The sequence below is a fragment of the Hyphomonas sp. GM-8P genome, from assembly GCF_003263315.1.
In the GTDB taxonomy this organism is placed as follows: Bacteria; Pseudomonadota; Alphaproteobacteria; order Caulobacterales; family Hyphomonadaceae; genus Hyphomonas.
On sequence record NZ_AWFE01000024.1, the window covers coordinates 66,998 to 84,911 of the forward strand.

17 protein-coding genes and 1 tRNA gene are annotated in these 17,914 nt (G+C 61.9%); 7 read left to right on the forward strand and 11 right to left on the reverse strand.

What is annotated here, in order from left to right:
- Window positions 1–146: 146 nt before the first annotated feature.
- The 5 genes from HY26_RS02630 to HY26_RS02650 all read right to left on the reverse strand — a co-directional run bounded on the left by HY26_RS02630 (window position 147) and on the right by HY26_RS02650 (window position 4,264).
- Window positions 147–1,112, reverse strand: a complete 966-nt coding sequence (locus tag HY26_RS02630; protein ID WP_112072877.1) for a lysophospholipid acyltransferase family protein — start codon at window positions 1,110–1,112, stop codon at window positions 147–149.
- Entirely contained in the window at window positions 1,109–2,116 is a 1,008-nt protein-coding gene (gene lpxK / locus HY26_RS02635; protein ID WP_112072878.1) for a tetraacyldisaccharide 4'-kinase, read from the reverse strand. The genes HY26_RS02630 and lpxK overlap by 4 nt, the downstream gene beginning before the upstream one ends.
- Window positions 2,113–3,375 (reverse strand): 3-deoxy-D-manno-octulosonic acid transferase, encoded by a 1,263-nt coding sequence (locus HY26_RS02640; protein WP_112072879.1) that lies wholly within the window; start codon window positions 3,373–3,375, stop codon window positions 2,113–2,115. Before HY26_RS02640 ends, lpxK begins: the two co-directional genes overlap by 4 nt.
- The gene (locus tag HY26_RS02645; RefSeq protein WP_051600174.1) at window positions 3,372–4,106 is read right to left on the reverse strand and encodes a lysophospholipid acyltransferase family protein; all 735 of its coding nucleotides are present in this window, start codon (window positions 4,104–4,106) and stop codon (window positions 3,372–3,374) included. The genes HY26_RS02640 and HY26_RS02645 overlap by 4 nt, the downstream gene beginning before the upstream one ends.
- An 83-nt stretch (window positions 4,107–4,189) precedes the next feature.
- A tRNA-Val gene (locus HY26_RS02650) sits at window positions 4,190–4,264 on the reverse strand.
- A 501-nt stretch (window positions 4,265–4,765) separates the two neighbouring features.
- Between HY26_RS02650 and HY26_RS02655 the strand changes: the two genes are divergently transcribed.
- A complete protein-coding gene (locus HY26_RS02655) occupies window positions 4,766–5,008 on the forward strand; it encodes a hypothetical protein (protein ID WP_034768214.1) in 243 nt (80 codons plus the stop codon).
- On the opposite strand, the gene HY26_RS02660 is transcribed toward HY26_RS02655, so the two are convergent.
- A complete protein-coding gene (locus HY26_RS02660) occupies window positions 5,005–5,685 on the reverse strand; it encodes an HAD-IA family hydrolase (protein ID WP_034768216.1) in 681 nt (226 codons plus the stop codon). The two genes, HY26_RS02655 and HY26_RS02660, sit on opposite strands and share 4 nt — an antisense overlap.
- Window positions 5,686–5,770: 85 nt before the next feature.
- Here HY26_RS02660 and glmU point away from each other — a divergent pair, with 85 nt between their 5' ends.
- Genes glmU through gor form a run of 3 tightly spaced genes read left to right on the forward strand, consistent with a single transcriptional unit; the run spans window position 5,771 to window position 9,305 of the window.
- Complete coding sequence (gene glmU, locus HY26_RS02665; protein ID WP_112072880.1) at window positions 5,771–7,141, forward strand: bifunctional UDP-N-acetylglucosamine diphosphorylase/glucosamine-1-phosphate N-acetyltransferase GlmU; 1,371 nt, start codon at window positions 5,771–5,773, stop codon at window positions 7,139–7,141.
- A gap of 2 nt (window positions 7,142–7,143) precedes the next feature.
- Window positions 7,144–7,842 carry a ribose-5-phosphate isomerase RpiA gene (rpiA, locus tag HY26_RS02670; RefSeq protein ID WP_034768221.1) on the forward strand — a complete coding sequence of 233 codons (699 nt, stop codon included), beginning with the start codon at window positions 7,144–7,146 and terminating at the stop codon, window positions 7,840–7,842.
- Window positions 7,843–7,898: 56 nt separating this feature from the next.
- On the forward strand, window positions 7,899–9,305 hold the full coding sequence (gene gor / locus HY26_RS02675; protein WP_112072881.1) for a glutathione-disulfide reductase: 1,407 nt from the start codon (window positions 7,899–7,901) through the stop codon (window positions 9,303–9,305).
- Between the two features lie 73 nt (window positions 9,306–9,378).
- Here the strand turns inward: gor and HY26_RS02680 are convergent, their stop codons facing one another.
- The gene (locus HY26_RS02680; protein WP_034768224.1) at window positions 9,379–10,686 is read right to left on the reverse strand and encodes a ParA family protein; all 1,308 of its coding nucleotides are present in this window, start codon (window positions 10,684–10,686) and stop codon (window positions 9,379–9,381) included.
- Window positions 10,687–10,835: 149 nt separating this feature from the next.
- On the opposite strand from HY26_RS02680, the gene HY26_RS02685 reads away from it, so the two are divergent.
- On the forward strand, window positions 10,836–12,215 hold the full coding sequence (locus HY26_RS02685; protein WP_034768226.1) for a class II 3-deoxy-7-phosphoheptulonate synthase: 1,380 nt from the start codon (window positions 10,836–10,838) through the stop codon (window positions 12,213–12,215).
- A 173-nt stretch (window positions 12,216–12,388) separates the two neighbouring features.
- Window positions 12,389–13,792 carry an MATE family efflux transporter gene (locus HY26_RS02690; RefSeq protein ID WP_233351514.1) on the forward strand — a complete coding sequence of 468 codons (1,404 nt, stop codon included), beginning with the start codon at window positions 12,389–12,391 and terminating at the stop codon, window positions 13,790–13,792.
- Window positions 13,793–13,825: 33 nt separating this feature from the next.
- Here the strand turns inward: HY26_RS02690 and HY26_RS02695 are convergent, their stop codons facing one another.
- From HY26_RS02695 to HY26_RS02705, 3 genes are all read right to left on the reverse strand, one after another.
- Entirely contained in the window at window positions 13,826–14,092 is a 267-nt protein-coding gene (locus HY26_RS02695) for an HU family DNA-binding protein (protein ID WP_034768228.1), read from the reverse strand.
- Between the two features lie 99 nt (window positions 14,093–14,191).
- A complete protein-coding gene (locus HY26_RS02700; protein ID WP_112072883.1) occupies window positions 14,192–15,106 on the reverse strand; it encodes a hypothetical protein in 915 nt (304 codons plus the stop codon).
- A gap of 2 nt (window positions 15,107–15,108) precedes the next feature.
- Window positions 15,109–16,134: an NADP-dependent oxidoreductase gene (locus tag HY26_RS02705; protein WP_112072884.1), complete on the reverse strand. Its 1,026-nt coding sequence runs from the start codon at window positions 16,132–16,134 to the stop codon at window positions 15,109–15,111.
- Window positions 16,135–16,303: 169 nt separating this feature from the next.
- Between HY26_RS02705 and HY26_RS02710 the strand changes: the two genes are divergently transcribed.
- Window positions 16,304–17,227, forward strand: a complete 924-nt coding sequence (locus HY26_RS02710) for a Gfo/Idh/MocA family protein (RefSeq protein ID WP_034768234.1) — start codon at window positions 16,304–16,306, stop codon at window positions 17,225–17,227.
- Here the strand turns inward: HY26_RS02710 and pth are convergent, their stop codons facing one another.
- Window positions 17,228–17,839, reverse strand: a complete 612-nt coding sequence (gene pth / locus HY26_RS02715; RefSeq protein ID WP_034768236.1) for an aminoacyl-tRNA hydrolase — start codon at window positions 17,837–17,839, stop codon at window positions 17,228–17,230.
- Between the last annotated feature and the right edge of the window lie 75 nt (window positions 17,840–17,914).

The following is a 17,914-nucleotide window of genomic DNA, read 5'->3' on the forward strand; positions in this document are numbered from 1 at the left end:
GTAAAAAGTAAATCCCCCTGCCGTCCTGGCAGCTACCCGGGAAACATAATTAGCTTTTTTTAAGCAAGCGGTGCCGGAAACGGGGGAATTCGGAAAAGAGAGTTGCCGACTTGGAAACCATGTTGAGCTAGGACAAGCTCGGCACATCAGGTGATGCCGGCTTCCTTCCAGGCTTCCTTGGGCCAGCGGCGGTGTTGCCAGAACCATTGGCCGGGATGGGCGCGGACCTGCGCTTCCAGGAATTTGTTGATCCGCGTGACCGAGCGCAGAATGTCGGCATCTGAATCGCCGGTATCTTCTGGCACATAGGGCTCGTGGAACTCGATCCGGAAACGGGCAGGGCCGGTGCGGATGGTTGAAACAGGTACAATTGGCACCTGGTATTTCAAGGCGAGGCGCGTCGGGCCCGGTGCGGTCATTGCCTCGCGGCCGAAGAAGGGGACGGCCACGCCTTCGTTGAATTTCTGGTCGTTCATCAGCGCGATGGGGGAACCCTTGGCAAGCGCCCGCATCAGTTCCCGCGTGCCGATGCCCTTCGGCGCGTTGATCGCCGTGCCGTAGTCATGACGCAGTTTCGAAATGCGCCGGTCGATGTGCGGATTGTTGAGCGCCCGGTAGGTCATCACCGCATGCGGGATCCGCTTGGTGATTGCGGCCGGCATGATTTCCCAGTTTGCGAAGTGGCCGGAGATGAACACCGCGCCTTTCCCGCTGTCGCGGATGCGGTCCAGGATATCGAGGCCGACGATTTCCACTCGTCCAGATGTGTACGGATCGATCTTTGGTAGGTGCGGCAGCTCGCCCGCTGTGCGCCCGGCAGATTCCCAGGCGGCGAGGGCGGTTTCTTCCACCTGCTCCTCCGTCCATTCGGGAAATGCCATTTTCAGGTTCCGCCGCATCGTCTTGTGCTGAGACAGTCGCGGGCCGATCTGGCGCAGCAGCCAGCCGCCAAAGTTGGACGCGCGTTCCGGCCCCATCGCCTTGACCGGTGCCCAGTAGATCCAGTCCCAGGCGATCGTTTCCAGCCGCCACTGGACCCGCTGCCAGAAGCTGGCACGGTTATCGATGTCCTTCGGGCGGACATATCCGGTTTTCTGCTGCGGATCGCTCATGCTTTATCCGGCGTGAGAACTGGCTTGAGAATTGGGGCGAGGAGCGCGGCGAGCGCTGCCTCATCCTCAAAGCGGGCTTCGACGGGAAAGACAAGAATGCGCGCGCGTTCTTCCGCAGGCAAGCGCACATGGTCTTTCGACGTTGTAATCAGGCGTGCCCCACGCTCGGCGGCGAGGTCATGCAGGAATTTCAAATCGCCTGCAGTGTAGGCGTGATGGTCGCCATAGGGCACGCTGTCCTGTAGGTCAGCGCCGGCTGCGGTCAGGCTGTCGAAGAATTTCACCGGGCGGCCGATGCCGGCAAACGCGACCAGTGGGCCTTCAGGCACATCACCTGCGGGGGCCAGTCCGGCCCGTACCACAGGCAATCGCGACTTTTGTACCGCCGTCAGTTCCTTGCCTTCTCCCATCAGGATCACGCCATCGGCGCGGGCCAGGCCGTCGGCGACCGGTTCGCGCAGCGGCCCCTTGGGCAGAACGTGGCCATTGCCGAAGGGCGCGGCGGCGTCGATCACGATCAGGGAGAGGTCTTTGGCGACGGACGGGTTCTGGTGTCCATCATCCATGACGATCAGCTGGACGCCGTCTTCTGCCATGGTGCGGGCCGCTTCGGCGCGGTCTTTCCCGATCCAGGCTTCGCCTGTGGCGGCGAGCATCAGCGGCTCATCGCCAACGTCGGCGGAATTGTGTTTGTCCGGATCCACTTTCAGCGGGCCTTCAAGCTTGCCGCCATAGCCCCGCGAAAGGCTTGCCGTGCGCAGGCCGGCTTCGCTGGCCCTGCGGCGGATGGCTTTCACGACCGGGGTTTTGCCCACACCGCCAACCGTCAGATTGCCGACGCAGACAATCCGTGCCGGGATGGATTCCGGTTTGGCGCGGGACAGCTTCCGGCGGATGCCGAAGGTGTAAAGCGCTGCGAGAGGCGTCAGCAGAAGACGGGTCAGCGGCGCAGCTTCGCGGGATCTCGGATCAAGGCCGGCCGACCAGAAGTGCGGCGCCTTCATTCCAGCAGCCCTTTTTCCGGGAGCAGCGGAAGAATGGCCCCCAGCGTCGCCTGCATGGGCGCGTCGGCCTCATATTCAAGAAGGTCGAGTGAGGAACTGGACGGCGGTGCCATGGTCACCAACGCGCGTCCGATGGCCTTGGGAGTCTTGAGCAGGCGGATCAAACCGCGCTCCGACAGGTCTTCCATCATGTTGGCGAAGTTGAACACATCCGGACTGGAGACCACCGGCTTGCCGAGCCGGATCGGTTCCAGCGGATTGTGTCCGCCGACGTCCGGCGTGTGCCCACCGCCGAGATAGACGGCATCGGCGAGCCGGAACCAGATACCCATCTCGCCCATCGTGTCGGCCAGCAGGACTCTTGTATTTGTATTGGGTGCTTCCCCGCGTGAGCGCCGGGCGAAGGGAATGTTCCGGGCACGCAGGAGGTCTTCAATCAACGGGCCGCGTTCCGGATGGCGCGGGGCAAGGATGAGGGCTGCGTCCGGCGCAGCTTTCATCGCATCCAGGAACAGGGCTTCTTCGCCGTTATGCGTGGAGGCGGCGAGATAGCATTTGCGCAGGCCCTTGAAGGATTCCTGCATCCGGCGCAGCTCAACATCATTGGCGGACGGCGGCGGCAGGGCAGATTTCAGATTGCCGGCACAGACGACAGGCTTCCCCATCAGGTTGGCCAGCCGCCGGGCGGTGTCCTCATCCGCCGCCAGCACGGCGTCGAACCGGCCGACAAGCGCCCGGAAGGTCTGGTGGAAGCGTTGCCAGCCCTGCGCGGACTTCTCGGTCATCCGTGCGTTGACCAGAGCGCGTTTTGCTCCGGCCTTTTCGGCTTCAAGGATCAGGTTGGGCCAGATCTCGCCTTCGCCGAAGATGCAGAGGCTGGGCTTCCAGTGCCGTATGAAACGCCGGGCAGCGGCCGGCGTATCGATTGGGGCCATTGTATAGACGGCGTTGTCGGGCAGCATCGGTCCCATCAGCTTGGCCGATGTCTGCGTCTGGCTGGTGAACAGCAGCATCAGGTCAGGCCGCTCGTCCAGAAGACGGTTTCCGAGTTCCAGCAGGAGGCGGCTCTCGCCGACGCTTGCCCCGTGCAGCCAGACCAGCACACCATTGTTGCGCAGCACGGGTAGGTGCCGCGCCATCCGCTCATTCCGGCGTGAGAAGTCTTCCTTGCCTTGTTTGACCCGCGCACTCAGCACAAAGCCCAGGAAAGGCGACAGCGCGCTGGTCAGAACGCGATACACGTGCAGCGCGAAGGTCATCTGGAAGCGGGATCCGTTTCTGTTTCCGATATGCGGCCGCACAGCATATCAGCCCGGCGGGTCACTTCATCAAGTCGAACCTGCAATTCGGCGCGCAGTGTTTCAGGGTCTGCAGAGCGGGGCGCTTCGACCGGCGCGCCCAGAATGATGGCGCCGCGGGAGAAAGGGAAGGGAATGATGAATCTGTCCCAGGTGTCCAGGCGCCAGCAGGGCTTCACGGACAGCGCGTAAGGCACGATTGGTGCCCCGGCCCGCTGCGCGATCATGATCGCACCGGGGCTGACGCGTTCGGCGGGGCCACGGGGCCCGTCCGGCGTAATGCATACGGCGCTGCCGCTTTTCAGCAGACGGGTGGCCTCTGCGATGGCCCGGGCACCGCCCTTGTCCTTGCGCTTTTTCTTGTTCGCCGCCGATCCGCGGATTGCGTGAAGGTCGAGATGATCGATCGCCCGGGCCACAGCTTCACCATCCGGCGACAACGAGATCAGCATTGCTGCGCGATTCACCCGGTCTTTCCAGCCGCGAATGAAGCGGATCCAGGCTGACGGCAGGATCATGATCCGGGAGTGCCAGGACGCGACCACGATGCCATCGTGGTCCCGCCATGCCTGACGGGCGGCAGGGTCCACTTCGACGGTCCAGCGGACTGTATGGGCCACCAGCGCCATCCATGCCCAGATCAGGCGGCCCAGGATGGCGGCGACGATGGAAGAGCGAAGCAGCGATTTCATCGCGCGGCTTATAGCGCGCTTTGCGGAAGGGACCACGCATTGTGTCAGGTGGCCTTGCTCGACGGAGACGGGAGGAACGGAAATGGTGGGCGATACAAGGTTCGAACTTGTGACCCCTGCCGTGTGAAGGCAGTGCTCTACCACTGAGCTAATCGCCCGTTCCGGAAGAGAGCGGGGTTAATCTGACTGAGTCGCGAGGTCAAGCGGGAAAGCTGAAGCGTGTGTATCAGCTTTCTGTCCCCCGATCAGGCTACATTCTCCTGCGAGTTGTGTGACACCCGAGTCATAGCTGCTATGCAATGATATGCTGCAATGCATGGTTTGGGAGCGGGATTTTCGGCGGGGGATTGCGGCGAAATCAAGGCTGTCACCTATCTGCGGGACAGGCGTGGTATAAGGGATTTACGCTTTTCTACAGGAACACCGTAAACATTGCCGTCATATTTCCACTATATGAACAGATGTTCATTCTGAACGTTTGTTCATCCTAGAACATTACGTTGGTTTCATTTGAAATAGGTCTTGAGATTGAACGCCAACATTGTCATTTTGCAGTCACACGAGACGGGCCGCGAACGGCTCGCAGAAATGTAGACCCTAAGAAGGACAGGCAGGGGCCCTTCGGCCCTGAAAAACAAAAACGCCTGGAGAGAGAGAAAATGAAAGACTGGTGTGACGAAGAAGGCGCAAAGCGCCTGCGTGAGAAAATTGCTGCCTATTGGGCCGAGCGTGGCTACGAAGTGGATGTCGACCTCATCGACGCCGGCTTTGTGCCTGCCATGCGCAGCGCCCGCACAGATGTGCGCAGCAACATGGTGAACGGCATGCCCCGCCGCCGGATCAATCCGGATGCGTCGGCCGCACGTCCGAGCTATCGCCCGCGCGCAGAAGCCACTGCCTAACTGATCAGGCGCGAGAGCGCCGCCGGCAGTTGGGAATAGTGAGAGACGACGGCGTCCGCGCCAATCGCTTCCACTGTTTCGGCTTCATAGCCAAATGGCACAAATACGAAGGGCAGTCCGGCATTCCGGGCTGCCCTTTCGTCTGTGCGGCTGTCACCCACCATGATTGCACGGGCAGGATTTCCGCCCGCGGCCTGAACGGTCCGCACGATGTGGTCACCGTCCGGCTTTTTCGATGGAACGCTGTCGGCGCCGATAATGGCGGCAAAGCGGGGGCTGAGGCCCAGCGCCTCGAGTAATTTGTCGGAAAGATCCTGCTTCTTGTTGGTGCAGACCGACAGGATCGCGCCATCGGCGGCGAGACCGTCCAGAATTTCCGGCGCCTGGTCAAACGGGCGGGAGCCGATCGCGATGTGGTCTGCATAGTACACAAGGAAGCGTGCGAAGAGGCCTTCGAGTTCGGCGTCGGAGGGCGTCAGGCCCTGATGTGCCATGCCCTTCTGGATCATCGCCTTGGCGCCATGGCCGATCATGCCAGCAACGGTTTGAAGGTCCACGGTTTCCAGTCCGGCATGGTCCAGAACGTGATTGAGCGCGTTCAGCAGATCCGGCGCCGTATCCACGAGCGTGCCGTCGAGATCGAACACCACGGTCCAGCCGTCCAGCCATCCTGTCATGCTTGCTCCAATTCCCGCTCGCCCCTCGCCTTGAATCGGCCTTTGATCTAGGCGAATGGGCAGAAGAAAGCGAGAGGTCCCTGTCATGAGCCAGACTGCCAGACCCCGCGCCGCGGTAATCCTCGCCGCCGGCAAGGGCACGCGGATGAAGTCGAGCCTGCCCAAGGTGATGCACCCGGTCGGCGGCCGCCCCATGGTGGACTGGTCTGTGGACCTGGCCCGCAAGGCCGGCTGTTCGGAAATCGTGGTCGTTGCCCATCCATCGCAGGGCCTGCTGATCGAGCATATCGCCAGCCTACCAGGAGATATCCCGGTCGCCTTTCAGGACCCGCCGATGGGTACGGGCCATGCAGTCCGATGCGCAGCCGATGCGCTTGGTGGATTTAAAGGTGCCCTTGTCGTGCTTTACGGCGACTCCCCGCTGGTTCCGGCAGACGCCATCGAAGAACTGTTCAGTTCGCTGGAAGAGGGCGCCACGGTTGGCGTGCTCGGCTTCGACACGCGTGAGCCGGGGCTCTATGGCCGCCTGATCACATCTGGCCACGGCGAGCTGGAAGCGATCATCGAGGCGCGTGAAGCAACGCCTGAACAGCTTCTGGTCACACTCTGCAATTCCGGGGTCATGGCGGCGGGCGCCGAGGACATGTTCCGGCTTCTGGAAAAAGTAACGAACGACAATGCCAAGGGCGAGTACTACCTGACCGACCTCGTCGGTCTGGCCCGGGCAGCAGGCAAGCGATGCCAGGCGGTCCGCTGCGATGAAGAGGATCTGATCGGCTGTGACTCCAAGGCGGATCTCGCCGAAGCCGAAGCCATCTTCCAGGCACGCTGCCGCAAGCAGGCGCTGGATGGAGGTGTAACCCTGATTGCGCCGGAAACCGTGTTCTTTTCCTATGACACGAAGGTGGAGCCGGATGTGGTGATCGAACCGAATGTTGTGTTCGGCCCGGGGGTCACGGTCCGGTCCGGTGCGCAGATCCGGGCGTTCAGCCATCTCGAAGGCGCGGATGTCGGCCAGTTTGCATCGGTCGGCCCGTTTGCGCGGCTTCGCCCGGGTGCGGTGCTGGAACAGGCAGCGTTTGTGGGCAATTTCGTGGAGGTGAAGAATGTGCGCATGGCCGAAGGCGCCAAGGCGAGTCATCTGTCCTATCTGGGCGATGGCGAAGTCGGCGCCGGCACAAACATCGGAGCGGGCACGATCTTCTGTAATTATGATGGCTTCTTCAAATACCGCACGACCATCGGCGACGGCGCTTTCATCGGGTCGAACTCTGCGCTCGTGGCGCCTGTCAACATTGGCGACGGCGCCTATGTCGGCAGCGGCAGCGTGGTGACCAAGGATGTCGAAGCCGGAGCGCTGGCCGTCGCGCGTGGCAAGCAGGTGGAACGCAAGGGCTGGGCAACGGCGTTCCGGGAAAAGATGATGGCGAGGAAAGCCGAAAAGAAAAAGGGCTGAGGATGGCAAATGAGCTGGAAAAGCAGAACGCGGCCGCCGCGGCGATGGAGTTCGTCGAAGACGGTATGACCATCGGTCTCGGCACTGGCTCGACTGCGAAATACTTCGTCGAAATGCTGGCGGAAGAGATTGCCGACGGCCTCGTCGTCCGGTGCATTGAGACCAGCGAGCAGACGCGCCGCCAGGCGGAGAGCCTGGGTATCCCCCTTATCCCGTCCGAACAGATCGAGCGTATCCACCTAACCGTCGACGGGGCTGACGAGGTGGACGAGCATGGGTTCCTGATCAAGGGCGGCGGTGCGGCTCTCTTGCGCGAGAAGATTATCGCCAATGCCAGCGATCACATGGTTGTGATTGCCGACCCTTCCAAACAGGTCGAACGCCTCGGAAAATTCCCTCTGCCGGTGGAGGTAACCCCCTTCGGCTACACAATCACCGCCAAGAAGGTTTATGATGCGCTCTGCTCCAGCGGGATCGACCGTCCGCGCGTGGAATTACGGGCCCAACCGGGCGGCCGGCTGGTCGTGACGGATGGCGGAAACTACATCCTGGATTGCCATTGCCAGCGCATTCCGGATGCAGAATCCCTGGCTGCGCGCCTCTCCGGCGTGCCAGGTGTCGTCGAACACGGATTGTTTATCGGCATCGCCCGGACGGTGATTATCGGCAATGAAGCCGGGGCGACGGTGTTTGAATTCTGATACGGCGCGCCCATATGCGCCCGCAGACACGCACAAGATTTTCAAGGACATGACCCATGGCTGAGCACGCTTACGACTTCGACCTGTTTGTGATCGGAGGCGGCTCCGGTGGGGTGCGCGCGGCGCGTATCGCAGCCATCGCCGGCGCGCGGGTCGGACTTGCGGAAGAATACCGGATGGGCGGTACCTGCGTGATCCGCGGCTGTGTGCCGAAGAAATTCATGGTCTATGCCAGCCAGTATGGGAAAGACATCGAGAAGTCTGCCGGCTATGGCTGGAGCGTTGGTGACGTCTCGTACGATCACGGAACATTCGCCGCCGCGATGCATGCCGAGGTCGATCGCCTGTCGGGCATCTATTTTCGCAACCTCAAAAATGCGGGCGTCGATATCTTCGAAGAACGTGCCGAGTTCGTGGATGCCCATACGGTTCGCCTGAAAAACAGTGGCAAGACGATCACCGCTGAGAAGATTCTGATCGCCGTCGGCGGCGCGCCCTGGCGCCCGTCCCGCGAAGAGCTGCCGGGCGTGGAACACACCATCACTTCGAATGAGGTGTTTCATCTGGAAGACCTGCCGAAGCATGTCGTGATCGCAGGCGGCGGTTACATCGCAGTTGAGTTCGCACACATTTTCGCCGGGCTCGGCGTGCCGACCTGCCTCGTCTATCGCGGCGAGGAGGTGCTGCGCGGCTTCGATGCCGATGTACGTACGGCGGTGCATGAAGGCCTGAAAGAAGCCGGCGTACGGGTTGTGACCGGCGCGGTGTTCGACAAGATCGAGAAGCGGGACGGTGCGGACCTTCCGCTTCACATTACACTTTCGAGCGGCAGCCATATCGATGCCGATGTCGTGCTGATGGCCGTTGGCCGCCGCCCGAATACTGAAGGACTCGGCTGCGAAGCCGCCGGGATTGAGCTGGACGACAATGGCGCCGTCAAGGTGGACGAATGGTCCAAGACCAATGTCGATAGCGTCTGGGCTGTTGGCGACGTCACCGACCGTGTGGCGCTGACGCCGGTTGCGATCCGTGAAGGCCACGCCTTTGCCGATACCGAGTTCGGCGGAAACCCCTGGCACTTCGATCATTCGGATATTGCGACGGCCGTCTTCTCCCAACCGGAAGTCGGCACGGTCGGCCTCAGCGAGGCCGATGCCCGCAAGGCCTATGGCGCGGATATCGATATCTACAAGACCAATTTCAAACCGATGAAGAACGCCCTCAATGGCAATACTAGCCGTGTACTGATGAAGCTGGTCGTGCGTGCATCGGATGAAAAAGTGCTCGGCGTTCACATGGTGGGCGACGATGCGGCTGAAATCATCCAGGCTGTTGGCATCGCCATCAAGATGGGCGTCACCAAGCCGGACTTTGACCGCACCTGTGCCGTACACCCCTCCGTCTCGGAAGAGCTCGTAACCATGCGGACGAAATGGGTGCCGGAAGTGACGAGCAACGCCTGACGCGGTCGCGCGTCATGTCATTGTTTCGCGCAAGTCTCCGTTCGCCATCGAAGCCGATTGCTCCGAACGTGCTTTAGTGCGTCTCGTCGCAGAGCGTCTTCAGTTCCAGCGCAATCGTCTTCAGGCTTTCGCGGATCTGCTTCAGCCCGCCGCCGCGTCCCGAATGAATGACCAGCTGTTTCCAGGCCGGCTGCCCTTCCTGCGGCGGCTTGATGGCAAGGTGCTTTGATCGCGGCAGGGCTGATTTCAGCAAGGCATCCGACAGCTTGAAGCCGGCAACGTCATCGAACGCTCCATTCCGGGCATCGGCCTCGAATGTGGATTGTTCGGAGCGACTGACTGCGTTGAACAGCACGGAAAGAGCCGGGCGCTTTGCCGCCGGGATTTGCGTCCGCACGACCTGGTTCAGCAGCTTCACCCCGCGCAGGGAATAGATATCGGTATGCATCGGCGCCAGAACGCGGTCTGCCGCTTCCAGCGCGCAGCGCGTCAGGAAGGTTGCGTTTGGGTTGGTATCGAACACGATCAGGTCATATTCGCTGCGATAGAAGTCCACCTGGCGCAGGAAGTGGAGCTTGATCTTTTCCAGGGCCTCATTGTCGGTGGCGAAGGCGTATTTCGAGATCTCGAACTGGCCGGAAATGATGTCGAACCGGCCGGGCGGGCTGTTGCCGTCTGCCATGAGGTCGTGGACGAGATAGTCCCGCGCAACCGGGGCAAAGGGCTCCGTCGACAGGTTCAGCCAGTGCTCCGCCGGGCTTTCTGCGTCGCGGGTATGCAGGCGCGAGCGTTCGAACAGCGAAATGACCGACCGGTCCGCTGCCGCGCTCTCGTCGGCGACGTCCATCTCATAGAAAGTCTGGGTCAGATTGTATTGCGGATCGAGATCGATCAGCAGGATGCGTCCGCCCGCCATGGCGTGCCAGGCGCCGAACACCTGCGCGGAGACAGTGGTCTTGCCGACCCCGCCCTTGAGGTTCATCACCGCGATGACCGGGCACTTCCTCTTGTAGGCATCCTGGGTCTGCTGGACAAGCTGCTCCAGACCGCCGGGCGTGGTGCTGGACAGGCGCAGATGCGGCTGGACTTCCTGCTTGAAGAAGCCGTTCAGGCGGGCCTTGTCGATCTGGTAGGGGATCAGCGGCAGGCCGCGGGCCTTGGCGCGCTCGATATCCTGCCGAACCGACTTCGAACGCACCGAGGAGGCCGAGACCAGCACGATCATCGCGAACGCATCGTCGATGTGTTCATTGTTGCGCTGACGGTCATTGTCGTCGTCAGGCGCGAATTTGACCGGAATGGAGGCGGCCCGCATCGCTTCGTGAAGCTTCAGCAGGTCGTCGAGGTCCAGCGTCGAGTGGGCGATGTAGACGTGAGACATGATCTCGCGGCGGTCCCTTCAGGCTTGCCTCAGGTCCTGTCTAAGTAAGGGGAGGCGGGGTGATTCCGCCAGCTTTCTGCTGTGAAATTGTGGTGAAACTTGAGCGATCGCCTGCCATGTGATTAATGCGGCCATCAATGGAGCGTAAGATGAGCAACTGGACCCCTTCCGACTGGCGCGAACTGCCGGCGAAGCACATCCCGGAAGATTACCCGGATACTGCAGCACTTGCTGCAGTAGAGGCCCGTCTGCGCTCGTTTCCACCGCTTGTTTTTGCCGGGGAAGCCCGACGCCTGAAAACACGTCTGGCCGAAGTGGCCGCAGGCGATGCTTTCCTGCTGCAGGGCGGCGACTGTGCCGAAAGCTTCAAGGAATTCCATCCGGACAACATCCGCGACACGTTCCGCGTGATTCTGCAAATGGCCGTCGTGCTCACCTTCGCCGCTGCCAAGCCGGTGGTGAAAGTGGGCCGTATTGCCGGCCAGTTCGGCAAGCCGCGGTCTGCTCCGATCGAGACGATCGATGGCGTGACGCTGCCGTCCTACCGGGGCGACAACATCAACGGAATGGATTTCACGCCGGAAGCCCGCATGCCCGATCCGGAGCGCCTGATTCAGGCCTACTCCCAGTCGGCAGCGACGCTGAACCTGCTGCGCGCCTTCAGTCAGGGGGGCTATGCCAGCCTCGCCAACGTGCACCGCTGGATGCTCGGCTTCGTGGATCGCAGCTCTCAGGGCGAACGCTATGAGAAGCTGGCGGACCAGATCTCGGCCTCGTTGCGCTTCATGGAAGCGGTCGGCCTGAACGCCGAAACCGTGCCTCAGATGGCGCAGGTGGAGTTCTACACCAGCCACGAAGCCCTGCTGCTTGGCTATGAGGAAGCGCTGACCCGCATCGATTCCACGTCTGGCGACTGGTACGATACGTCGGCCCATATGCTGTGGATCGGCCACCGGACCCGTCAGGTGGATCATGCCCATGTCAATTTCTGCAAGGGGATCAAGAACCCGATCGGCATCAAGTGCGGCCCCGGCATGGAGCCGGACGAGCTTGTCCGCCTGATCGAGACGATCAACCCGACAGACGAGGCAGGCCGGATCACGCTGATCACGCGCTTTGGCTCCGATGGCGTGGCGCAGGGACTGCCGCCGCTGGCACGTGCCGTCAAGGCAAGCGGCCGCACGGTGGTGTGGTCCTGCGATCCGATGCACGGCAACACGCTGAAGACCGACTCCGGCTTCAAGACGCGTCCGGTGGACCGTATCCTCTCCGAGGTGCGCCAGTTCATCGACGTCATGAATGCCGAAGGCTGTTACCCAGGCGGGGTTCACTTCGAGATGACCGGACAGAATGTCACCGAATGTATCGGCGGCGCGCAGGCCATCTCCGAGGACGACCTCTCCAGCCGCTACCACACGCACTGCGACCCGCGACTGAACGGTGAGCAGGCGCTGGAGCTGGCCTTCCTGGTGGCAGAGAAGCTTCAGGCGCTCGGCAACGGCAAGGACGCGGCCCGCAAGGCCGGCTGACGCACGCTTTTAAACCGGCCTTTCAGGCCGGGTGCGACAGCCAGATCCGTCTCCGTCAGGACACGGAAACTTTACAAGGCCGGACCTGATCCGGCCTTGCTTCGCACAACATAATTCAACAAGACACACAGCCCGGCGTATGACGCCGGGCAGAGGGTATTCCAATGCGGAGCATGAACTGGCCGGCCTGGGTCCGGCTTGGGGACATTATTGATTTGTTGCGCCTGTCGGTGCCGATTGCCATCTCGCGCATGGCGATGATGCTGATGAGCATGACGGACGCTGTGGTGCTCGGCCAGTTTGCGCCCGGAGAGCTGCCGTTCGTTCTGAACTCATGGCTTCCCATGGGCGTGACGCTGGGCTTCAGCATGGGCATCCTGATCGGGGTGCAGGTGCTGACGTCGGAGATGCTGGGCATCGGTCACCACGCCCAGTCGGGTCGTATCTTCCGGCGCGGGATGGTCGCGGCCATCGGGCTGGGCCTGGGCCTGCTGGGTATTGTGGTCCTGATCGCGGAACCTCTGTTTTACTGGCTATTCGTCGAAATCGCGCCACGCTCCAATGATGTCGGCCTGGCCGATCCGGAACATGTCGCGGCCTCAACAGCATCGGTTACGCGCATCCTGGCGCTGGCCTTGCCGGGCTTCACCATTTCGACTGTGTGCAGCCTTTATCTCGAGGCGCTGCGCCGGCCGACACTGGTGGCCGTCATCAGCTATGGCGGTGTGCTTCTGAACATCGTGCTGGACCTTGCCTATGTCGGCGGGTTCTGGGGCCTGCCCCAGATGGGCGCAGAGGGCGTCGCGATTGCGACGACCGGCTCGCGGTATGCGATCGCGGTCGTCATGTTCGTGGCGGTCCTCTTCCTGACGCCGGCCTTCCGCGCGTCGACCAAGGCGGAACCGGGCGAGGCGCGGCGCCAGTTTGAAGTCGGTATCGGCTCGGCCATTTCCAATGTGGCGGAATGGGGCGGGTTCAACCTCACCTTCACGATCGCGACCTGGATCAGCCTGGCCGCAAATACGGTGTATGGATACACGATCCAGCTCGTCGGCTTCTGCTTCATGTTCTACATGGGTATCGCCTCGGCAACGAGTGTCCGGGTGGCGGAAGCGTTCGGCCGTGGCAACAAGGAAGAGGTGGTCAATGCCGGCCGCCTCGGCGTGGCGGCGACGATCCTGACCGGTGTGACGCTGGGGCTCGGCCTCGTCATCTTCAGTGGGCCGCTTTCGGTGCTGCTGGTCGATGGCGAAGCGGTGATCGACGGTGTCCGGATTGCGCCGGCCATTGCATCGCTGTTGTTCCTGGCATCGGTCATGACGGTGTTCGACGGAATTCAGGCCACGGCGTCCTTCGCGCTGCGGGCACAGGAAATCGTCTGGTCGCCAAGCCTGATCCATATCGGCTCGTTCTTCCTGGTGATGCTGCCGGCCTGCTACTGGCTGGGCATCGTGCAGGGGCATGGGGCGAACGGCATGATGGAAGGCGCCCTGATTGGCGTGTTCGTAGCGGGGACGCTGCAGACGCTGATGCTGGAACTGAAAGCGGCGCGTCCTTTGAAAGGACACGCCGCCTGAAACTCTAATTGTTCCGGTAACGGATGACCGGTCCTAGAGATCCTTCATTGCGGAGGCTGGCTTGAAGGAAGCCGATGTCTTCTCCGGGATCTTGATCGGTTCACCGGTTGCCGGGTTACGGCCGGTGCGGGCATTGCGGGTTTTCGGCGCGAAAGTGCCGAAGCCTGCGATGGCGACCTGCTTACGCGATTTCACCGCGTCAGCGATCGTATCGAATACAGCATCAACGGCCTTGCCGGCGTCGCTTTGCGACAGACCCGAAGCAGCGGCCACTGCCTTCGTAAGTTCACCCTTGTTCATACGGGTTCTCCTCTGAGTTAAACGGCGATGCCCCGCCGTTGGTTCGACTAGTCCACGATTCGGAAACCCTGAACACGCCGGATTCCCAATAAACACGGGCTATATGCCTGGAATCCAGCCCTCTTCGGCCTGAATTTTCGTGTTTTCTGCCGTATCCACGCTTTTGGCTGTGGAAAAAGCAGCTGGAAGGGCCCCTTTTTCGTCGAGGGAGGCGAAATAATGGGCGATTCCGCGGACCTGGGCCGCATCCGGTGTTTCGCCGGATTCGGGGGTTGCCTTGGTCAATGAGGGGTAAATCTCGGTCATCACGACCTTCACGTCAGTGAGCGCTTCCTCAGTCAGGGGCTCTGCGGGATCGAATTCGAACGGCCAGATCCGGGCATCAGGCCAGGCCTCGCGCAGGGCGTGGACATGCGGAATCCCGGTCAGGGACTGGCTGCCGACACTGCCGGTATAGGCCAGCTGCCAGATGGACTTCGGCTGGCCGATTTTATTGTCCCGGAGATAGGCTTCTGCGATGCGGTATTCCGACAGGGGCGCATCGGTGAAATCGGGTTTTGTGCTGCCCAGTGTCGAGACGACATCGCGCACCGGCGCGCCCCAGAAGGGAAACGGCCCCTTGGAGATCGCATAGTTCATGCCAGCGGCGATGGCGTAACGCGCATTGGAATTGTCGGGCTTGTCCTTCAGCTTCGCGGCGAGGTGCTCATGCATTGCCTGCCACGGTGCCTTGCCGTCCAGCTTGAGGCCGAGGGCCTCTGCCGTGCCGGCCGGATAGCCAAGCGAGAAGTCAAATCCCAAGAGAACACGGTCGCCGCGCTTCGTCAGCTTACCGACCATGTCCTCAAGGAAAGTGCGGGCTTTCAGACGCGTCTCGATATTCACGGAGCGGTACTGCAGCTTCAGGCGTGCGTCCTTGGCCAGGATCCCAATCCAGATCGAATTGGGCCCGGTCACAGGCTTGGACGCCGCGCTCCAGTCCACCATGATGTACGCGTCGAAAAGGGTCGCCATGACTATCCCAGTTTAACAAGCATCTTGCCAGTGTTTGCACCGCTGAAGAGACCGATAAAGGCGTCCGGCGCCTTGTCGATTCCCTCCATCACGGTTTCCTGGAATTTCATCTGCCCTGCGGCGATCCATTTGGCCATATCTGCAAGGAAGGCCGGCTGCATATCGGCATGGGTGGAGACGATGAAACCCTGGATCTTCAGCTGCTTGCCGACGACCTGGATGATGTTGTGCGGGCCAACGGGCGTACCGGTTTCGTTGTACTGGGCGATCATCCCGCATTCGGCGAAACGAGCCAGCGGGCGGGCCACTTCGATGGCCGCGGCCAGGTGGTCGCCGCCGACATTGTCGAAATAGACGTCGATGCCTTTCGGAGCAGCGTCTTTCAGGGCGGCCACGAGACCGTCAAAGCCTTTGGCTTTCTTGTAGTCGATGACATGGTCTGCGCCGAGCGACTTCACGAAGGCGCATTTGTCCGGCCCGCCAGCGGAGCCGATGACGGTGCAGTTCTTGATCTTGGCGATCTGGACCACGGTGGAGCCCACCGCGCCTGCTGCGCCAGAGACGAACACCACGTCGCCTTCCTTCAGTTCCGCGATGCGCAGAATACCGGCATAGGCCGTCAGGCCCGGCATGCCCGCGACACCCAGGAACGCGCTGTCTGGCAGGCCGGTGTCGCCCGGCAGCTTCACCGCCATGGCGGTCGCCGGATCGCCGACCCATGCCGTGCGCCAGCCATTCATGGACTGGACAAGGTCGCCGACCTGGAAATCCGGATTGTTCGACGCGGTCACACGGCCCACTGCGCCGCCCGTCATCGTCTCACCGATGCCGAAGGGCGGGACATAGCTTTCGCGGTCATACATCCGCCCGCGCATGTAGGGGTCGACCGACATCCACGAATTCTGGACCTGGATCTCGCCCGGGCCCGGTTCGGCGATTTCGACCGTTTTCTTTTGGAAATCGGACTGCTGCGGCAGGCCGACGGGGCGGCGGGCCAGTGCCCATTCAGTCGATGTAAGTGTAGTCATTCGTGATTCCTCCTGCTTGGTTTCTTGTGTTTGTCTTGCGCCCTAGTTGGGCGCGAAGGTGAGCGCTGTGAAGGGGCAATCGGGAAGAAACCCGCTGCGGCCGGGCTGTGCCACGGCCTTGATACCATGGCAGTTGGGTGCCATTCCGGTCAGGACAGAGGGCTAGGACATGACGAAGCTGAAAGTGGGCGTCGCGGGCGCAGGGGTGTTCGGTAACTACCATGCACAAAAAGCGGCGGCTTCGGTCAGGACCGACCTGATTGGCGTCTACGACATCGATCTGGCCCGGGCGACACGCATCGCCGAACAGTTCGGCGCAAAAGGCTTCGACGACTACAAGGCATTTCTCGATGCGTGCGACGCCGTCGTCATCGCCGTGCCCGCCACCTGGCATGAGCCGCTGGCCCGGCAGGCGATCGAGGCCCACCGTCACGTCCTGTGCGAGAAGCCGCTGGCCCTTACCGGCAAGGCGGCACGCTTCCTGGCGGACGAAGCCGCCGCGCATGGCCGCATCCTTCAGGTCGGCCATCAGGAGCGTTTCGTCGCGAAGGCGATGGGCGTTCTGGCCATCGAGGAGAAGCCGCTTCTGCTGGAATCGGTCCGCGCCGGCCCGCCTGCGCCGGACAATCGCGCGGGCGATGTATCAGTCATCTGGGATCTGATGATCCATGACCTGGACCTTGCCGCGATGATGCTGGGCAATGAGTTCACCGGCGTGACCGCCACCGGGCGCCGGGTACATTCTGCCCATATCGACGAAGCAACGGCGGAATTCTCCTATGCCTGCGGCGGCAAGGCCCGGCTGACCGCCAGCCGCGCGGCCAACGAGCGCCAGCGCTCCATGCATGTGGTTTACCCGTCAGGCGAAATCGCCATCGACTTCCTGACCCGCAAGGTCGAGAACTCGACCCCCTATGAGATCAAGGTCGACATTTCCGCCGAGCTGCCTGATCCGCTGGGCGCAGCGGACGAGGGGTTCTACGCGGCCTGCCTTGGCCTCGCGCGCAGCCCGGTTCCGGCACACGGGACCGTTGGCGCGGTGGCGATGGCGGAAGCGGCCGAAGCAGCTGTACTGGCAAAGATCGACGCCTGATCAGGCGTCGCCGCGCCGGGCGGCCTGTTTCGGATCATGCTTCGGCGCCGGGGCGAGACGCATCACTTCGGTCTGGAAGCGCTCGTCATCCCCATCCAGCAGGAAGGGCAGGGCGCTGCCGATGGCATCGACCATCGGCTCGAACCATTGAAGGTCTGCCTTGGTGAAGTCCGACAGGACATGCGGCATGACCATGGCCTTGTCGCCCGGATGGCCGATGCCGATGCGCACGCGGCGGAAATTCTCGCCAAGATGCGCCATCATCGAGCGCACGCCATTATTGCCCGAATGCCCGCCGCCGCGTTTCACCCGCAGGCGCCCCGGCGCAAGATCAATCTCGTCATAGAAGACGGTCACATCCTCTGACGGGCGTTTGTAGAACTGCAGCACTTTTGAAAGCGCGCGCCCAGTCTCGTTGTAATAGGTCTGCGGTTTCACCAGCAGCACTTTCTGGCCGCCGACATTGCCTTCGGCGATCAGGCTTTCGAATTTCGAGCGCCACGGACCGAATTTGTACCGTGCATGCAGCTCATCCAGCAGGATGAAGCCGGCATTGTGCCGGTTCTTTGCGTAGCGGTCTGTGGGGTTTCCCTGTCCGGATAGGATCAACATGAGGAATGCGCCTCCTGCCGGGGCTTAGGGGTAAAAAGTGAGCGGCCCGCCTGGCAACATAGGACAGGCGGGCCG

What these genes read in the sequence shown, in the direction of transcription:
- HY26_RS02630 (WP_112072877.1), bottom strand. Translation starts at nt 1,112, where the DNA reads ATGAGCGATCCGCAGCAGAAAACCGGATATGTCCGCCCGAAGGACATC.
- lpxK (WP_112072878.1), bottom strand. Translation starts at nt 2,116, where the DNA reads ATGAAGGCGCCGCACTTCTGGTCGGCCGGCCTTGATCCGAGATCCCGC.
- HY26_RS02640 (WP_112072879.1), bottom strand. Translation starts at nt 3,375, where the DNA reads ATGACCTTCGCGCTGCACGTGTATCGCGTTCTGACCAGCGCGCTGTCG.
- HY26_RS02645 (WP_051600174.1), bottom strand. Translation starts at nt 4,106, where the DNA reads ATGAAATCGCTGCTTCGCTCTTCCATCGTCGCCGCCATCCTGGGCCGC.
- HY26_RS02655 (WP_034768214.1), top strand. Translation starts at nt 4,766, where the DNA reads ATGAAAGACTGGTGTGACGAAGAAGGCGCAAAGCGCCTGCGTGAGAAA.
- HY26_RS02660 (WP_034768216.1), bottom strand. Translation starts at nt 5,685, where the DNA reads ATGACAGGATGGCTGGACGGCTGGACCGTGGTGTTCGATCTCGACGGC.
- glmU (WP_112072880.1), top strand. Translation starts at nt 5,771, where the DNA reads ATGAGCCAGACTGCCAGACCCCGCGCCGCGGTAATCCTCGCCGCCGGC.
- rpiA (WP_034768221.1), top strand. Translation starts at nt 7,144, where the DNA reads ATGGCAAATGAGCTGGAAAAGCAGAACGCGGCCGCCGCGGCGATGGAG.
- gor (WP_112072881.1), top strand. Translation starts at nt 7,899, where the DNA reads ATGGCTGAGCACGCTTACGACTTCGACCTGTTTGTGATCGGAGGCGGC.
- HY26_RS02680 (WP_034768224.1), bottom strand. Translation starts at nt 10,686, where the DNA reads ATGTCTCACGTCTACATCGCCCACTCGACGCTGGACCTCGACGACCTG.
- HY26_RS02685 (WP_034768226.1), top strand. Translation starts at nt 10,836, where the DNA reads ATGAGCAACTGGACCCCTTCCGACTGGCGCGAACTGCCGGCGAAGCAC.
- HY26_RS02690 (WP_233351514.1), top strand. Translation starts at nt 12,389, where the DNA reads ATGAACTGGCCGGCCTGGGTCCGGCTTGGGGACATTATTGATTTGTTG.
- HY26_RS02695 (WP_034768228.1), bottom strand. Translation starts at nt 14,092, where the DNA reads ATGAACAAGGGTGAACTTACGAAGGCAGTGGCCGCTGCTTCGGGTCTG.
- HY26_RS02700 (WP_112072883.1), bottom strand. Translation starts at nt 15,106, where the DNA reads ATGGCGACCCTTTTCGACGCGTACATCATGGTGGACTGGAGCGCGGCG.
- HY26_RS02705 (WP_112072884.1), bottom strand. Translation starts at nt 16,134, where the DNA reads ATGACTACACTTACATCGACTGAATGGGCACTGGCCCGCCGCCCCGTC.
- HY26_RS02710 (WP_034768234.1), top strand. Translation starts at nt 16,304, where the DNA reads ATGACGAAGCTGAAAGTGGGCGTCGCGGGCGCAGGGGTGTTCGGTAAC.
- pth (WP_034768236.1), bottom strand. Translation starts at nt 17,839, where the DNA reads ATGTTGATCCTATCCGGACAGGGAAACCCCACAGACCGCTACGCAAAG.